Annotated in this window: 13 protein-coding genes; 6 read left to right on the top strand and 7 right to left on the bottom strand. The window is 33.3% G+C overall.

Annotation, left to right across the window (positions count from 1 at the left end; all coding sequences use genetic code 11):
* Nucleotides 1–20: 20 nt before the first annotated feature.
* From FHR29_RS09905 to FHR29_RS09925, 5 genes are all read right to left on the bottom strand, one after another.
* Nucleotides 21–911, bottom strand: a complete 891-nt coding sequence (locus FHR29_RS09905) for an AraC family transcriptional regulator (protein ID WP_183914300.1) — start codon at nucleotides 909–911, stop codon at nucleotides 21–23.
* Between the two features lie 483 nt (nucleotides 912–1394).
* Nucleotides 1395–2615, bottom strand: coding sequence for a TCR/Tet family MFS transporter (locus tag FHR29_RS09910; RefSeq protein WP_183914302.1), 1221 nt, complete (start codon nucleotides 2613–2615; stop codon nucleotides 1395–1397).
* A 115-nt stretch (nucleotides 2616–2730) separates the two neighbouring features.
* Complete coding sequence (locus FHR29_RS09915) at nucleotides 2731–3603, bottom strand: AraC family transcriptional regulator (RefSeq protein ID WP_183914304.1); 873 nt, start codon at nucleotides 3601–3603, stop codon at nucleotides 2731–2733.
* A 226-nt stretch (nucleotides 3604–3829) separates the two neighbouring features.
* On the bottom strand, nucleotides 3830–4870 hold the full coding sequence (locus FHR29_RS09920; RefSeq protein WP_183914306.1) for a ferritin-like protein: 1041 nt from the start codon (nucleotides 4868–4870) through the stop codon (nucleotides 3830–3832).
* A gap of 11 nt (nucleotides 4871–4881) precedes the next feature.
* Nucleotides 4882–6849, bottom strand: coding sequence for a hypothetical protein (locus FHR29_RS09925; protein WP_183914308.1), 1968 nt, complete (start codon nucleotides 6847–6849; stop codon nucleotides 4882–4884).
* A gap of 859 nt (nucleotides 6850–7708) precedes the next feature.
* On the opposite strand from FHR29_RS09925, the gene FHR29_RS09930 reads away from it, so the two are divergent.
* The 4 genes from FHR29_RS09930 (at nucleotide 7709) to FHR29_RS09945 (ending at nucleotide 11024) form a co-directional block, all read left to right on the top strand.
* A complete protein-coding gene (locus FHR29_RS09930) occupies nucleotides 7709–8164 on the top strand; it encodes a hypothetical protein (RefSeq protein ID WP_183914310.1) in 456 nt (151 codons plus the stop codon).
* Nucleotides 8165–8330: 166 nt separating this feature from the next.
* Nucleotides 8331–8519, top strand: a complete 189-nt coding sequence (locus tag FHR29_RS09935; protein WP_183914312.1) for a hypothetical protein — start codon at nucleotides 8331–8333, stop codon at nucleotides 8517–8519.
* A gap of 478 nt (nucleotides 8520–8997) precedes the next feature.
* Nucleotides 8998–9558 (top strand): CPBP family intramembrane glutamic endopeptidase, encoded by a 561-nt coding sequence (locus FHR29_RS09940; protein ID WP_260292018.1) that lies wholly within the window; start codon nucleotides 8998–9000, stop codon nucleotides 9556–9558.
* Between the two features lie 356 nt (nucleotides 9559–9914).
* On the top strand, nucleotides 9915–11024 hold the full coding sequence (locus FHR29_RS09945) for a hypothetical protein (RefSeq protein WP_183914316.1): 1110 nt from the start codon (nucleotides 9915–9917) through the stop codon (nucleotides 11022–11024).
* A 251-nt stretch (nucleotides 11025–11275) separates the two neighbouring features.
* Here the strand turns inward: FHR29_RS09945 and FHR29_RS09950 are convergent, their stop codons facing one another.
* Entirely contained in the window at nucleotides 11276–12223 is a 948-nt protein-coding gene (locus FHR29_RS09950) for a hypothetical protein (protein ID WP_183914318.1), read from the bottom strand.
* 441 nt (nucleotides 12224–12664) lie between these two features.
* On the opposite strand from FHR29_RS09950, the gene FHR29_RS09955 reads away from it, so the two are divergent.
* A complete protein-coding gene (locus tag FHR29_RS09955) occupies nucleotides 12665–13378 on the top strand; it encodes a hypothetical protein (protein WP_183914320.1) in 714 nt (237 codons plus the stop codon).
* 239 nt (nucleotides 13379–13617) lie between these two features.
* The gene (locus FHR29_RS09960) at nucleotides 13618–14514 is read left to right on the top strand and encodes a S9 family peptidase (RefSeq protein WP_183914322.1); all 897 of its coding nucleotides are present in this window, start codon (nucleotides 13618–13620) and stop codon (nucleotides 14512–14514) included.
* A 330-nt stretch (nucleotides 14515–14844) separates the two neighbouring features.
* On the opposite strand, the gene FHR29_RS09965 is transcribed toward FHR29_RS09960, so the two are convergent.
* Complete coding sequence (locus tag FHR29_RS09965; RefSeq protein ID WP_183914332.1) at nucleotides 14845–15510, bottom strand: ATP-binding cassette domain-containing protein; 666 nt, start codon at nucleotides 15508–15510, stop codon at nucleotides 14845–14847.
* Nucleotides 15511–15866: the final 356 nt, after the last annotated feature.

The raw sequence follows: 15866 nt of genomic DNA on the forward strand, positions 1-15866 counted from the left end.
CTTTAAAACTAAACCACTCTTTACTCGGACAAATCCTGCATAAAGGTAATTCTATATTCCGAGGGTGTTACTCCAGTTATTTTTTTAAATAAGCGTCCAAAGTAGCTAGGATCGCCATAATTAAGCTCAAAAGCAATTTCAGAAATACTCTTGGTCAGGTCCTGTAAAAGAAGCTGGCTCTGCAAGATACTGACTTTATTGATCCATTCCTTTGGACTTTCACCAATGGTTTCCTTGACACATCTGTGGAGATAATTTTCGGAAACAGACAGCTCACCGGCATAAAATAAAATCGACTTATGTTGCAGATAATACCTGTAAACCAACTCCTTAAAGTTAAAAGTAATTTCTGCACTCCGATTGATACTTTTATTCAGTTCTTGACTAGAAGTAAAAATCTTCTGGAGTCCTGCCTGCAAAAGAGAATAACAAATGCCAAGATTCGGATTTGGATAATATATCTCAATACTCAATAGTTCAAACAGAGATGTTAACCATGTGCTACTCTCCTCCGGTAAATGAATAACTGTATTAGCAGAAAAGAGTTTAATGAGTTCCTGCTTTGAAAGCAATTGATTGAGTGTCTGATCTTCAAATAAAATCATGTATCCCGCGGCATCCGGGCTTACTTCCTTCAATGAAGTTACGTTCCCTTGTTTGACAAATAAGATTTCATCTTGTTTTATTGACACCAAATTAGCATCGACCTGTTGTTTTGCACTTCCTCTTGTAATATGAACAATAAAATTGAATTCGGGTCTATGTAATGGCGTGGGGACTTTAATGAAACCAGATGTTTTTCCAATATCATGTATCTGAACAGGTGTTCTTAAAATTGCAAAGTCAGTTGACATCTCTGACATAAACTGCCCCCTGAAATCTGTTGGAGTTATTCTCTTTATTTTAGACACAGCACAAAACTATAGGATAAATGATATGATGTATAAACTTTCATTAGCAAATGAACGGAATTTAGATTTACCATCGTTGTTTTTATTGAAAAAAAATATTTCCCCTTTCTTTATATTTTTGAACTGCAAATAAAATCATAAAAAAACGCTTAGTTGCATCCTGTGGACTTTATTTGCTAATCCAGTGATATACCCATCGTATTTTAATAGTGGATTGATAATGAAATTTATTTTGACAATGATTTTTCTTCATTGAAGATCATTTATATTGTTATTCCAAACATATTAACAATTTTAGTTTTTGTTTCTAAAAGCATCAGCCCCACATCCCCCAACTCAAACCTTGATGCTTTGCATAAGCAATTGTTGATTTAAAAGTAGTGTTTAAATCATACCTACCCTATGGCAATTAGACTAAACAAAAAAACTCGGTTAATGAAGGAAATGGATAGGTGAAATTAATTTGTTTTTTTTAATCTTGGCTTATTGTTTGTTTTTTCGTCGAAAAGCAAAATAAATAATAATTGCACTAACTGACATTAATATGGAAGCTAAAAAAAATGGTGCTCCAGAAAATTTAAATAGTGCTTTATCATGTGTAAAATAATAGAATAGGTTTGTCATAATCGGAGGACCTACTATAGAAGTCGCACTCATTAGACTGGTTAGTGCCCCTTGAAGTTCACCCTGTTCATTTGAAGAAACATTTTTACTGATTAGGGATTGCAGTGCTGGTCCGCATATCCCCCCTAAAGCATAGGGTAAGAGGAAAATAAACATCATCCACCCTTCATTAGTAAATGCAAATAACATTAAACCCAATGCATATAATAACAACCCAAAATAGATACTTTTATGTTCCCCCAACTTGGGTGTGGTCCATCTTATTAAGAGTCCTTGTACTAATCCGGTCAATAAACCCAGTAAACCTAGCGATAGACCTACAACTCGCTCTGTCCAGTTAAATTTATACATGGTAAAAAAATGCCAATTACTCTGTACGGCATGAAGAGCGATGTAGACCAGAATTAAAGCAAAAATAAGATTTGATATCTTTGACTGTTTTCTCAAAAAATTAAATGTACCGATGGGATTTGCACGTTTCCAGTCAAATGAACGGCGTTTATCTTTATCTAAACTTTCTGGTAGTACAAATAACCCATAAAGAAAATTCACCATACACAGCAGAGCTGCTGCATAAAAGGGAACTCGAGTTCCATAATACCCAAGTAAACCGCCAGTTACCGGGCCTATAATAAATCCCAATCCAAAAGCAGCTCCGATTAAGCCGAAATTTCTCGTTCTATCTTCATCGGTGGATATATCTGCAATATACGCACTAGCTGTGGAAATACTTGCCCCGGTAAGCCCAGCAATGATTCTCCCAAAAAATAACCAACCCATGGATGGTGCAAATGCTAACAGCATATAGTCAACTGCAAATCCAAAAAGAGAAATTAAAAGGATTGGGCGCCTTCCATATTGATCACTTAGATTTCCCACTATAGGCGCAAATATAAATTGGGTGATAGCATACGCAAACCCGAGCCATCCACCATATTTGGCGGCTTCACTAAGGTCACTATGGATAAATTCTCCGATGAGTTTTGGAACTACTGGGAGTATAATTCCCCAACCTGTAATATCAATCAACAATGTGATAAATATAAATCCTATGGCCGCTTTTTTATCTGTTTTTCTCATGCAGTAAAAGTAAAAAGAGACAAAAGGAAGGAATTGACAATTTAATGGTATTTACATACAATCTGAAAGTTGATCTTATTTACCCATCAGTAACTGTTAAAACAACTATCATTAATTATACGTTTCTGTAAGTTTTGGGAGATACCCCTGCTGCTCTTTTAAAATATCTGCAAAAAACACTTGTTTCTTCGAAATGAAGCTCATTGCTTATTTCTTTAATGGATAGACTAGAGGATTTAAGTAATGTTTTAGCATGTAGAATGGTCAGATGATCAATCCATTGTAAGGCAGATTTACCGGTTTTCTGCTTTAGAAAACTGGAAAGATACTGCGGTGTTAAATGAAGTTTTTCAGCATAAAATGCAACGCTTCTATGCTGGTTAGCGTATTTAGATATAAGGAGATAAAAATCATCTATGATCTCATGTGTGCGGCTCTTTACTACGCTTTTGCTATGAGGTAAATTAGAATATACTTCAGAAATCATATTTATTAAAACTAGAACAAGATGCCTTAGCATTTGTGTCTTATTGGAACTCGCTTTCTTGTGGTAGAAATTTTGTATAAGTGTCAGTAAATCATATTGGAGCTTTATTTCATCAGGTTGAAATCTGATAATAGGTTGCCATCTAATTTGCTCATTCATGACAAACTCGCGTAAAATGGGAAATTCTGTAATAAAATCTAATGAAAGACCAATTGTTATTATTTCTGCATGTTCACTCAATGACTTTGTTTCGATCATCAATTGCGGTTGTAAAACAGCAATGTCACCCTCGTTTATTTCATATTCAAGAAAATGGATGTGCGATTTCATGGATCCTTTTATCATAAATCCCAACAATAAACCATCAAACAGACGACTATGATTTGTATATTTCTTATTTGGGTCGTTTTGCTGACTAAGAATTACTATCCCTTCCATCTTTTCCGACGGATCGAGATTATATAATTTATAGACATTATCCAAAGTTATAAATAGAGCCATGTTCAAATGTCGGAAAAAAAACACACGTGTAGCAAGTGTTTACCGGATACTACGTTACAAATTGCATATAAACACAATTTTAGAAGTATGCTCATCAAATATATTTTTTGCATCTTAAAAAACAAACCTCGCTTAAATGTCTTAAGCGAGGTCGCATACAATGTGTTTTATGCACAACACTATGTTGTGCATAAAGTTAGTAATGTTGTGTGTTAAATATCTATAGCTAAATAAATTTAATGTTGGGTGAAATAAATTCATATGAGGGGCCAATAGTATATCCATACTTATCTGGAAAAGACATTTCAGCCAGTTTCTGACAGGACAATCTTAGATCATACATCAGACCAATAGTATTCCCCAAATTACCCGGCTGACCATTAAATGTTTGGTGTAAACCAAAGAGCAAATTGCTGTAAGTCTGGTTAAACTCTTCCAAGAGTCTTCGCTCTTCCGAACCTCTAGGGAGCATATTGGCTTTGGTATTGGGATATAAAGGCAACACGTTACTGACATCAAAAGGTATAATAGGACCCGTAAAGGAATACCCGTGCGCAGCATTGGGATCTGCAACCAGTTCCCTACCCTTATAGAGTTGCTCAAATTTATAATAATGCGCTAATTCATCATCAGTTCCCAGAGGAGAGATGGTTGTTCCTTCACCTTGTTCTACAATAATATTAATCGCATTAATTGCATCTGCTTTACTTAGTATCGGAAACAGTAATTCAGGAGCAAAGAAATCGGACGTTACCTGCTTATTAGGATCTCCCGGTAAAACTTCTGGTGCAATTTCTTGGATTTTGGCCTGCAGTGCCATATAAAATTCACCAATTGTTCTATAAGTTACTTCAGCGCGATCAAGCATAATAATAGGATTTTCAGGTTCTTCAATCTCCATAAAAACCCTCTTAACCAAATCAGGTGAATATTTCTCAATACCCACGATCAGTGTTTCACCAATTCCCATTGGCAGATGAGTGGGATAATTCGGTACAAATTCCGGGTTAGAAATGTTAGGGCTACCACCAATAGCATTCAATATATTTGCTGCTATAGTCATGTGCAACATCTCTTCAATTACAATAGAGTTAATCACCGTTCGAATTGCAGCTTCTGTATTTGGTTTAAAAGAGAACAAAGCAGTAAGATACGGAGGTATCGTGGCATGCTCGAGCTCAATGGCATGCTGCACCATAGGAAAAAGCTCTTCCAAGCTTCCTGCATCGGTTATCGCTTGTACAAACTGTGGATTTATTTTTAACATGGCATAATGGTTTAAAATTCAAATAAATTAGTTAATTCAGGAAAACGTATTGAGCTTCCGTTTTTAGCTTTATTAGCTGTTTTAAGTTGTTGCTGCTGCTCAGTCGTTACAGAAGATTTGGATTCAAGAGCTACGTTTTCTGCAACACTATTGCCCAGATCTTTAGCTTTCGATAAATCAATATTGTCAATAATAGGATTATCCAGCCATTTTAAAATTGTAAGCCGTTTATTTTCAGACAAATCCCTGGTTACCGGCATATAAATAGGATCATGGATATCTCTTGTAAATGCAAATTTTAAAATCTCTTTTTTAGCTACAACAGCATTCGGATCTGCAAAATTGATAAAGAATTTGCTCATAATAGGATACAGATTAGCAAACTGTATCATGACAGGAGCAATGTCAGACCAGACCGGGATTTCCGGGATTTCGAAATCATCTCTTAAATGCACACTGATTGACATGTTTTGATTCACTATCACATTCATCGGCAATGGACGTTTCCCCACTGACGGCATAGCAGAATCAGCCGGAATGTTTTCTATAGAGTAGTCTATCCAATATATTTGTCCGTCTATGTATACTCGGGGGCTATGTATGCTATTGCCGAGTATATCCAAATGGGCTAAACCAATATTATTCGTTGTACAGTAAGATGAAAACTGCAGACCGTCTTCCGGTTTGTTATTGCCATAAGTTGCGCTTATAGGGGGATTATTATTTTCCTTTGGCGTATCCGGAGTTGCAGGTTCCAGAGCTAAAGATATACCCTGATTGGGCATAGGCTTTCCAAATCGATACGCATATATGTCTACAGTTACGGCTTGACGAGTATCTATGCGCTGAACAAAGTTATCTGCCCTGCATACATAACCACCTATAGCTTCTCGAGCCACAAGCAAGAATTGATTATCATTATTAACGGCAACCAGTATCAATTGATTATTTTCAAGAGCGGCCACTATATCTATAGAAATATTATTAATATCCACAATTCCACTGCAACCGTTTATCCAATCTACTCCTTTCATGTACGGAACTTTTCCAATGATCAACAGTTCACTTTCAGGAATCATTACGTCACTTTCAGATGGATCCATTGCAAGTGCATTTTTACTTACAGCCACATATAAATTGGCTTCAAAATTTATGGTACCAATCGAATCAGATACTGGAAATGAACTTCCCAGATCAATAGAAAGCCTTGCCTGTTCTTCATTCATTAAAAAGTTTGAACCGGCAAAAACATTCCCATTTTTATAAATCCCATAGAGTCTTCGTGCAGGTGCAAACAGCTCCGGTTCACCCTCAAACCAAGGACCTATACTTCCTAATATTCTACCGAGAGAAAACCGACCATCGGCGTGTACATAATAATACCCGAAAGCATTCAGATTGATACTGATTTTATTTTGATGTGTTTTAGCGCGCAAAGCCTGTAAAAAAGGAGACTCTATGGCTTTTTCCCCCCACGCGACGTCGTCCAATACAGAAGTCCAGGTACCACCTAAAGGCTGACCGTTTGGTTGACCGCCATTGGTTTGTCTCAATTGCAAATCCCTAAAACTGGTAGGCTTAATTTTTCCCTCGAGTAATAACTCATTCTGAGCATTCAGTATTCTGAACGTTACACCCCAAAGAGCCGAAACCATTTGCTGGTCAGGATCCAGATCCACCATCTTACCGGAGTTTCTTCCTTCTCCCCCTGTCACAATTTGGCCTATTACACCATCTAAAGATGAGTCTGTAATTATCGTACCGTCCTCAGCGGTTACCTGCATTACCTGACAATTTTGAAAGCCAAATGTTGCTCCTCCATCAGGATTCCACCAACCGTTCGAGGAGTTCTGGCCGGGTAACTGGAAAGAAGGTTCAAAAGTAGCATTATTGTAATGCTGCGTGTCATTGTTCACAGTGGAAACATCAGACAGGAAGTCTCCCGAGAATGTGAGTCTGGGCAAATGTAAATAAGACATAATTTATTATTTAATTGTTTATAATTGAAATTGTATTTTTATCACGGTAAAGCGCATCTTATCTTTGCTGTTATGTTGTGAAATACTTAAATTTATGATCTAATTACCAAGTAATAAATAGGTATTATTTATTACTTGGATGCATTTTTTATCTCCCAATACACTTTTCCCTTCTATCCATTGCTAAAAAAATCCTCTAACATATCAATATTCACAACAGGACATGAAAAATTTAACTTTCACATTTATAAACTTCTCAAAGACGGAAAGTAGTGATATTATAACTGTATTATACATTCCACCAACTCATGAGAGTTCCTATTCCAAATCCATGGAAAACTCTTTAAACATGAAACTTCAATTTATAAAACATCCGTCCGTTTCAATGATATTTGAAGATTAATTTCATTAATTAAGATTTGATCTAAATAGCCTACAAAGTAAGATATATCCAAATTATTAATTATTATAAATTCAATGACAGTTATTTGGTTTATAATTTTTCACTCTAATTAAACTACAATATAGTGTGAAAATTAAATATTTAAAAATAAAAAGTAAAAAAGTCCTATTTATTATTTGATTCCTGCAATAAAATCCAATTTTGTTAATCCTATTTCTAATTTTTGATTCAAAAGTAGGAGCTAATCGTCCCTACCCTATGGCATTAGACTAAACCAACTAAAAACTCAAGGAATAAAAGAGATCGATAGGTGAAGTTGTGACTATCCAGTGAAAATGATAAATTCACGCTTTTATTACGACAATTAAAGAAACCGCTATTGAGAAATTTACTTACTTTATTTTTTCAATGTTACTATGGAGTTGTCATCAATCTACCACGAGCTATACGAAAACCATGGATTTTGGCACATTTACAATTGAAACGCCAGTTTCATGGTACCAATTTAAAGAAGGTGGCATGGATAGTTATATAGGAGGAATAGCTGTTGATGAAACTGATACGCTATATTTTGATTTGGGATGGTACTCGAATACACTTACCGAAACTGAAATAGAAGTGATCACCAAAGAGATGATAGAGGAAAACTTGAATGATTCTGCTGATTATACAGTTATTAAAAACGATAATACTATTGATAATGATAAGTTTAGAAAACAAAATGTAAATTGGACCATCATTGATAACAAAAGGGCTAAAATCGTTTATCCTAGAATATCGGGTAAAGGTCGAACTGGCGTTTATTTTAATAGCCTATGGGTTACAGAATCTGATAATGATCGCTTTAACCTGAACTGCAACAATTTAAAGCCAAAAAATGAAAGAGAACTTCTAAAGCTATTAACACTTTAAAGTTTTATAAGAAAAAGTAAATTATAAAATCAAAAAGATAAGATTCATCTCTAAATTTCGCTTGTTTACGGAAGCGAAAACATTAATCATATCTAGTAGCAATATGTAAATTTAATATTAGAACATTAAGTGGTTAAAAAGACTATTTTTGAAAATAACTATAGAAATGAACAAGAAAAAACAAGAAAATTATTTAAGAGAAACCATAAGAGATATTTATAAAACAGTTTTCGAAATAAGTCCTGATGATTCTACAGCTAAAAAAGCCGGAAAAAAAATAGCTTTGATTATGTTTCTAATTTTAATGGTATGTGGGACACTTGTAACAATCCTCGCAATTTCTTTTGCTCATTAATATACCTACATTGTTTTAGAATATAATCAACCAGTCTCTTTTTCATTTATTATTGATTCAAAAATAGACTATAAATCACCCCTGCCCTATGCCGAGTAGGAAAATCAAAAAAACTCGTGGAATTAAGGTGAATAGATAGGTGAAATTATTTTTGTGAAATTACTCTGTATTTGGGCACTACATATTAACTTACATAAATGAACTTTTCCTATAAAATGATTCTACTGGAGATTTTGTATATTAGTTATACGTAAACTGTTGCTAACAGCTATTGTAAAGCAACACATGACCTATTTAAAAACCTAATATTGATACAGTGGCTGGAATTATAGTAGTATTAATCATATCGTGGCTCCTTCTTTGGTTTGTTACCGATAGGAATCTTTCTATATTGGGGTTTAAACCCACAAAAACTAGAGTGGTTAATTTAGGCGCTGGACTTTTAATTGGAGTTTCTTGTTGTATTGTACATCAAATAATGACAACAGCATTTGTAAATAATAGCTGGGTATTAAACGAAAAGATGACTGCGACAGCAATTTTGGAAAGAACAAAGTGGATCTTGGTTTCTGTATTGTCTGAAGAATTGATATTTAGAGGTGCTTTACTTTACATCACGATTAAAAAAATAGGTATTATACCTGCATGTATTCTTTCGTCAATTTGCTTTGGTATCTATCATTGGTTCACTTTTAACGTATTTGGAAATCCATTTATGATGGTTATTACTTTTATAATGACGGCTATTGTTGGATTTTCGTGGGCTCTTTCATTTGCAAAAACAAATTCTCTTTACTTACCGATCGGTTTGCATTTTGGATGGAATTTATTTTATATGGTTGTATTTTCAAATAATGCGGCAGGACAAGCCATTTTTATAAGGACGAATGAAAATCAATTACAAGGTTTATCATCATTGTTAGTTTTTATTTTTCAGATAATTGCTTTACCACTTCTTAATTTTTGGTATCTGAACCGATGTGCTAAAAAGAGAAAGCTTGCTATCGACAAAGAAGAACAACCGTCAACAGAAGGTTGAAAGAGCGAAATTGAACATTTGTATAACACAGAAGTTCTAGGACTTGAATTATCCTACTTCATCTATTTAAGCAAAAATCGAATCATCAATTTGATGCATCTATCAAGTTTGAAAAAGAAAACCTATTCTTGTGATTACGTCAGCCCCATGTATACCCTATATTTCTCACTTTTTATTTTTGTAACTATTTACATTTCCGTCTACAACACATAGTTGCTACGACATGCCTCTATAAAATATGAGCTCCTACACTGCTCAGAATTTTTTATTATGCAACAAAATAAAAGACTACAAATGCAACATTGTTGCTTTTTCAAATTTATTTATTACTTTCGCCTATTATTAGATAAATAGATATGATAGAAACATTTAACATGAGATGTCCGCATTTTTTAGTCTATGGACTATTTGTGCTGGCTTTACTGAGCTGTAAAAAAGATGGCGCTACGGTATTACCTGAGATTTCCTTTGACCTACCGGCAGACATCAATCTGGTTTATGGAAAACATGATACCATTGACTTAAACACATTTATTGTTAATCAGGGAAATGGTGTCAATTTTTCTGTCGGTTTTGAACCCACCGAGAATGTACAGATTACACCCCAAATAACATTGCATAATCAACTTGAAAAAGCAATTTTTATAGATAAATCTGGAAAATTGTTTATTAAAAGCGAAGAATTATATCCTAATGGAACCACCTCCAGCTTAAATGGCAAAAAAATTCCTGCACAATACAGCGTAACAGTGTCCGCCAAATCAACTGATGGTAAAGAAGTCGCTCAGAAATTGTTGTCAATACGTGTTTTAGAGCTGGAAGATCTTCAATTTAAATATTTTGACGACTTAAAAAAAGGCCAACTGAAAATATTTAATATTTTGTATACAGACACAGACAGTTATTTTACTTTAACAAAGCCAGTTCCTTCAAAAAACTTAATAATAAAGTTAACTGAAGCACAAGCAAAAGAGGTCGGACTTTCATTGCAGGACACTGCATTAAAGATATATTGGAAAGGTAACGCAAAACAAGAACATGACAAATACATGGAATTAAATCCTAAATTAGAGAAAGATGGTTTCGCTATCGGGTCAGCAAGTTTTTCGATCAGATACATTCCAAAAATTGAATTCTTTTTTGGGGAATTATATCTCGATCCATCTACCCAATCCATAAAAAAACTGAGTACCAGCTTTAGACGCAGTTCGGTGGAAGGTGGTAGTGCAGTTCAACCCACTTTTTTCCCAGAGAAATTGATATCCAGCTTTGAAATTTCTTCTATAGAGAAAGATGGCCGTATTTTCAGTGACACTGAAATGGTATTTACCATAGATAAAGGAACGGGAATGGTAAGTGTAAAAAATAATACTTCATTGAAAGCGGGAATTTATACACTTACATTACAAGCAAACACCACTAATGGTCAAAAAGTAATAACAACACTTTCTTTGGGTTTGGAGTAAATAAATAACTTTAGAATAACAAGACCTACGATTTTACTTCTCCCTGTTGGCATCAACAGGAAGTAAACGGCAGTATTTTAACATCATAGCATATCATTATGGTGTTGATAAATTTTAATTTTTAAAATTTGAAACCCTCGAACAGATTTCCGAGGGTTTTTTATAGTTTATTTTCGAAATTTTAGATAGTAGTGTTTTTGACCCAGACTGTGGCAAATAGAGAGTTATTACCTCTGTAAGCAGTGTTTTATTTATTTATTTCCGTATTTAGTTATTGCATAACCGTCAAAGCGTATTAATTCTAATTCTTGTTTTCCCTTTGGTAGATTGTAATAAAAATTATAAAATTGAACAACTCTACCTTTGGGATAATTTTCTTTAGTAAAGTTAGAGGTTATGGCAGATTGCTTGATTATGTCTAGATTCTTTTGAACTAGCGTTGCCATTGTTCCGTTTCCATAAATTTTGACTTCACAACTATCTTTTGGTAACAATGTAAAAGTATTTGATAATAACGCTTTTCTTTCGGTTAACATCCATTCTTTTTTCATTCCTCGTAATTGTGCTACTTCAAATTCAGCACTTTGGATAGTTTCCAAAACATTATTGCTATCTCTATCATTTAAGTCTTTTGTTAATTTAGCAACAGCATTATAGAGTTTATCAAGTAATTCCTTCGAATTTGTCAACTGAACTGATTTATTTAATGTAGATAGTTCTATAGGAACTTTAGCTTTAAACTTTATGGTTTTCAAAAAGTAACCATTCTTAATGTTTTCTTGTGTTATATCATCATCAGATAATTGATAATTTACTAAAATATTTTCTTCAGGAAAATCGGATTTATTTGAAATGATCGATACCCCTTTATCTGACTTCACCAATAAAATTTCTAAAATGGGTTTCTCTTGTTTTTTGTAATTAGCTAAATCAATCAATACTTTTAATTCTTGCTCTCCATTTTTGTCAATCGCTATGTCAATAAAATTCGGAATGGTATTTCCAAAGAATTCAAACCCTCGAAATACAGGATAATCATTTATTGAAATTTCAGTAGGATAATAAAAAGTCGATTGAATTCCATAGTTATTGTGTTCCAAACTGGATTTTAAGTTATCTAAAAGTTCTGGCTTTCTACCTTGCCCGTTGGAATATGTTACCGCAAGTAATGCGATGATAAATAAACAATATTTTTTCACAATTCTATATTTTTATATGTGTCAGTCTAACCTTTTAAGCTAAAGAATTTGGTATTTATGAAGGAGGAAAAATAGATATATTCCGATAATACTGCCCCCATTCCTATGATACTTCACTTCCCTGATTTTGGTTATCTAATGATTTTTATCAGTAACTTGACAATATTACCTTTTTTTTATTAGACATTACCTTTAAATTCAATAGGATGTGAAGTATGCACTATCATATGCAGCACGGCATCTGCAATTGTGACTTCTCCGATCACATAGGAGATCTAACTAACAATTTTAAATTATCCTTAACTTATGTCAATTTGAAAAACTTGGTCAATGAAGGAAAGGGAGAGATGAATCTATGGGCTTTGATTGTTTTTTATTACATTAGAAAAAGATATCGACCTCGCATAAATAATGAAGACGAATTGGTAAAAATTAGATTATATGAAACCAAACTATTTAAGTGCTAGTTATTCATTCATTATTATTTTAATCAGTTGTGGATTACTTTATAAATTCTATATAAATAATGTAAATAATACTTTTATATGGGGAATTGTATTTATAGTGATAGCTGTTTTTATTTTTGTATTTATTTCATCTTTTAAAGGTATTGGAATATTTAAAACTGAAAAAGAGGCTAATAAGTATAAAGGAAAATTATCATATAATAACGATGCATATACGGTCATTACCTATTCTAAGGACATTGTAGTATCCTGGAATTCTGTAGAGGCTATATTTTATATTAATTCCCCCCCGCTTGATGGCGAATATCATAATAAGGAATATAGAATTTTTTTAAATAATGACCCTGTAATCATAAATAAAATACCTTTAAAATGGTATGATACCATACTGCCATCGCCTAAAAAAGAAGAATATCCAATGATTAAAATTGATGATTATTATAACATTGATTTTAATACATTTTTACCTTCCATAGAAAGGTTTCTTATGATTAAAAATGTACCACCAGGCCTTTTAAATGGCAAATTTGGAAACCAAGTAGACTATGTGAAAAAAGAAAACACAGTCATTGGAGTTCCCCGTAATAAATTGTTAATGACGACAGGATTTTACGTATTATATGATAAAGGAAGTCATAGTGACTTTGAATTAAAAGAATATAGAAAAAATGCAACAGTCCTTCGTTAGCGTCGTACAATTTGCTCTAAGGACTCAACTACGCTCTTACAGTTTGTTTTCATGATTACCAAGAGCACTTGAAAGCAATTATGTAAGGTTTGTCATACGAAGTCTTACATAATTATTTCAAAATTTTACGTTAACCTAAGAAATTCCACCTTTCACCGAATAATCTCAAACTACTAACCGAAAATACGTTGATAGATAACGTTTATTAAGTGATCATTGCATAAATTTAAAATCTAAATATGACAATCATCAACACGGCCAATTCTGTTGCTTTTAGCAAAGCATGTCTGATCTTTTCATTTCTACTAGTATCACTGACATTATATGCTCAATCCACAACTATAAATCCGATAAATTTTAGGAGCAAAAAGATAAAATTGTCAGGCGCAATTTATGCGGCTAAAGACCCCAAAGCTGGTGTAGTTATCGTTCATGGATCTGGCCAAGAATTGAGGTCTATCAAATTAGCCTTATTTTTAGCCAATAATGGCATTTCTGTCCTTACATATGACAAACGAGGAGTTGGCGAATCAGGAGGCGAATATGCTGGCCCCGAAGTCGGCACCAATAACATTGACCCCAATAATCTCGATCTGCTCGCGACAGATGTACAGGAAGCACTAAAAACGCTAAAAGAATTTATCCAAGATAACAACGTCCCAGTGGGTCTTTTTGGAGGCAGTCAAGCAGGCTGGATAATACCCATAGCTGCAGATAAATGTAAAAAAACTGATTTTATCGTATTGTTAAGCGGTCCTGTAATACCCACACTGGAACAACTTCGTTTTCAATTTTTCACGAACGGTAATCGCAACTTTTGGGATACACATTCTGAATTGGAGGTACGACAACATATCAGCAATGCACCAGACAAATTTCAATTTGTAAATACTGACCCTGTGAAATCTCTTAAAAGATTAAAAATACCCGGACTCTGGCTATTTGGAGACAAAGATATCCAAGTGCCAATAAGATTATCAATTGAAAAGTTAGAAAATCTTAAATCTGAGGGAAAAGATTTTGACTACAAAATATTCCCCAACTTCGGACATAACCTTTCCATCTCAGCAAGTATGGAACCCACTAAATTTGCTATAGGTTGGATCAAAAGTTTAGCAGAACGAATCAACAACTAAGTTTCCAATATATTCTTTATCAAAGCTGAAAGAAGTTTACTAAACTTAAAAAAGACAAAAAAAGGCCATTTAAATAAAAACCATCAGAAGAACAATTAAACTGGAGTTGTTAACTTAGTCGGTATATTATGAAATAGTTTTATGGATGGCAAAATTCCATTGGAAATAATAAAAGGAACGTCAAAACTAACATATAAATTCTATTCACGTTTGGGTGCAACCTCTAATTAAAAATGAAGGGAAATCGGAAGAATGGTGCTAAAGCAAGCTATTCTTGACAGAATTGCTTGCTTTGTTTTTTTATATGATCTATGGAAATCAATATATTTTTCATGGACTTATATACTGATTTCTTACTAAATCAGGAATATCTTGTACAACTAGAAGCTGTTGATTCTTTATCAGATAATTCCGATCTGTAAGATTTAGAACATCATGATAATAATGATCTGAAATTATAATGCCTTTTGTTTTTTTGACCTCTAATAAGAATTCATGGATGACATCCCGATAGAGAGGCTCTATCATGGAAAAGGGCTCATCTAAAATCAAGAAAGAGTGATCTAAATTTCCGATCAATAAAAGTTCGAGGTATTTCAATTCTCCTTCAGAAAGTGTTCCAATTTTTTTATTCTCTAATGACGATATTCTTTTTGAAGAAAAAATTTTATTCTGGACATCATCTGAAGGAAAGAATAAAGTAATGATATTTTTAACTAAGTGGCCCTTGGGCAAAAAATGTTGCTGTGGTAAGAGACCTATATGCTTTTTAGGAATAATATGTTCTCTCGAAATAAAGGTATGGTTGATTTTAATGTCTAAACTTCCTTTTTTCTCAATGCCAAAGATCATTCTAAATAAAGTAGACTTTCCTGTTCCATTTCTTCCAAAAATTCCTATGATTTCATGCATATCACAATAAAAATGTGCGTTTAATAGTAGCTCAGATTGTTTAGGGAATTGAATAGAAATATTGTCGACAATTAATTTTTTCATTTAATAAAAAAATAATAAAGCAGTAGTAATAAAAGAGAGATAAAAGTATTCAACACAAGTATCTTGGCTAGGAGTTGTCGTTTTGAATAACCTAAATTATAATATATATAATACTGATTAGAATAAATGTAATTATAAGCTTTTAATCCAACCCAAACCCCTATAGTAGAGAAGATGATTAATGAAAAGAAAATTCCTGTGGCTAAACCAATTATAATACTAAAACCTACATTAAACATGGTGACATCTCGATAGTATGATAACACAGGATTCATGATGAAATTGATTAAAAAAATGATTTTTCTTTACTGAAGATAGTCTATAATATTACCCCAAACATATTAAAAATTTAACTT

Origin of the sequence: Sphingobacterium sp. JUb56, assembly GCF_014191365.1 — a bacterium.
Taxonomy (GTDB): Bacteria; Bacteroidota; Bacteroidia; order Sphingobacteriales; family Sphingobacteriaceae; genus Sphingobacterium; species Sphingobacterium anhuiense.

Bases quoted from the DNA above. Each gene is read 5' to 3' on its own strand.
- FHR29_RS09910 (WP_183914302.1), bottom strand. From the start codon at position 2,615: ATGAGAAAAACAGATAAAAAAGCGGCCATAGGATTTATATTTATCACA.
- FHR29_RS09915 (WP_183914304.1), bottom strand. From the start codon at position 3,603: ATGGCTCTATTTATAACTTTGGATAATGTCTATAAATTATATAATCTC.
- FHR29_RS09920 (WP_183914306.1), bottom strand. From the start codon at position 4,870: ATGTTAAAAATAAATCCACAGTTTGTACAAGCGATAACCGATGCAGGA.
- FHR29_RS09925 (WP_183914308.1), bottom strand. From the start codon at position 6,849: ATGTCTTATTTACATTTGCCCAGACTCACATTCTCGGGAGACTTCCTG.
- FHR29_RS09930 (WP_183914310.1), top strand. From the start codon at position 7,709: ATGGATTTTGGCACATTTACAATTGAAACGCCAGTTTCATGGTACCAA.
- FHR29_RS09935 (WP_183914312.1), top strand. From the start codon at position 8,331: ATGAACAAGAAAAAACAAGAAAATTATTTAAGAGAAACCATAAGAGAT.
- FHR29_RS09940 (WP_260292018.1), top strand. From the start codon at position 8,998: ATGACAACAGCATTTGTAAATAATAGCTGGGTATTAAACGAAAAGATG.
- FHR29_RS09945 (WP_183914316.1), top strand. From the start codon at position 9,915: ATGATAGAAACATTTAACATGAGATGTCCGCATTTTTTAGTCTATGGA.
- FHR29_RS09955 (WP_183914320.1), top strand. From the start codon at position 12,665: ATGAAACCAAACTATTTAAGTGCTAGTTATTCATTCATTATTATTTTA.
- FHR29_RS09960 (WP_183914322.1), top strand. From the start codon at position 13,618: ATGACAATCATCAACACGGCCAATTCTGTTGCTTTTAGCAAAGCATGT.
- FHR29_RS09965 (WP_183914332.1), bottom strand. From the start codon at position 15,510: ATGAAAAAATTAATTGTCGACAATATTTCTATTCAATTCCCTAAACAA.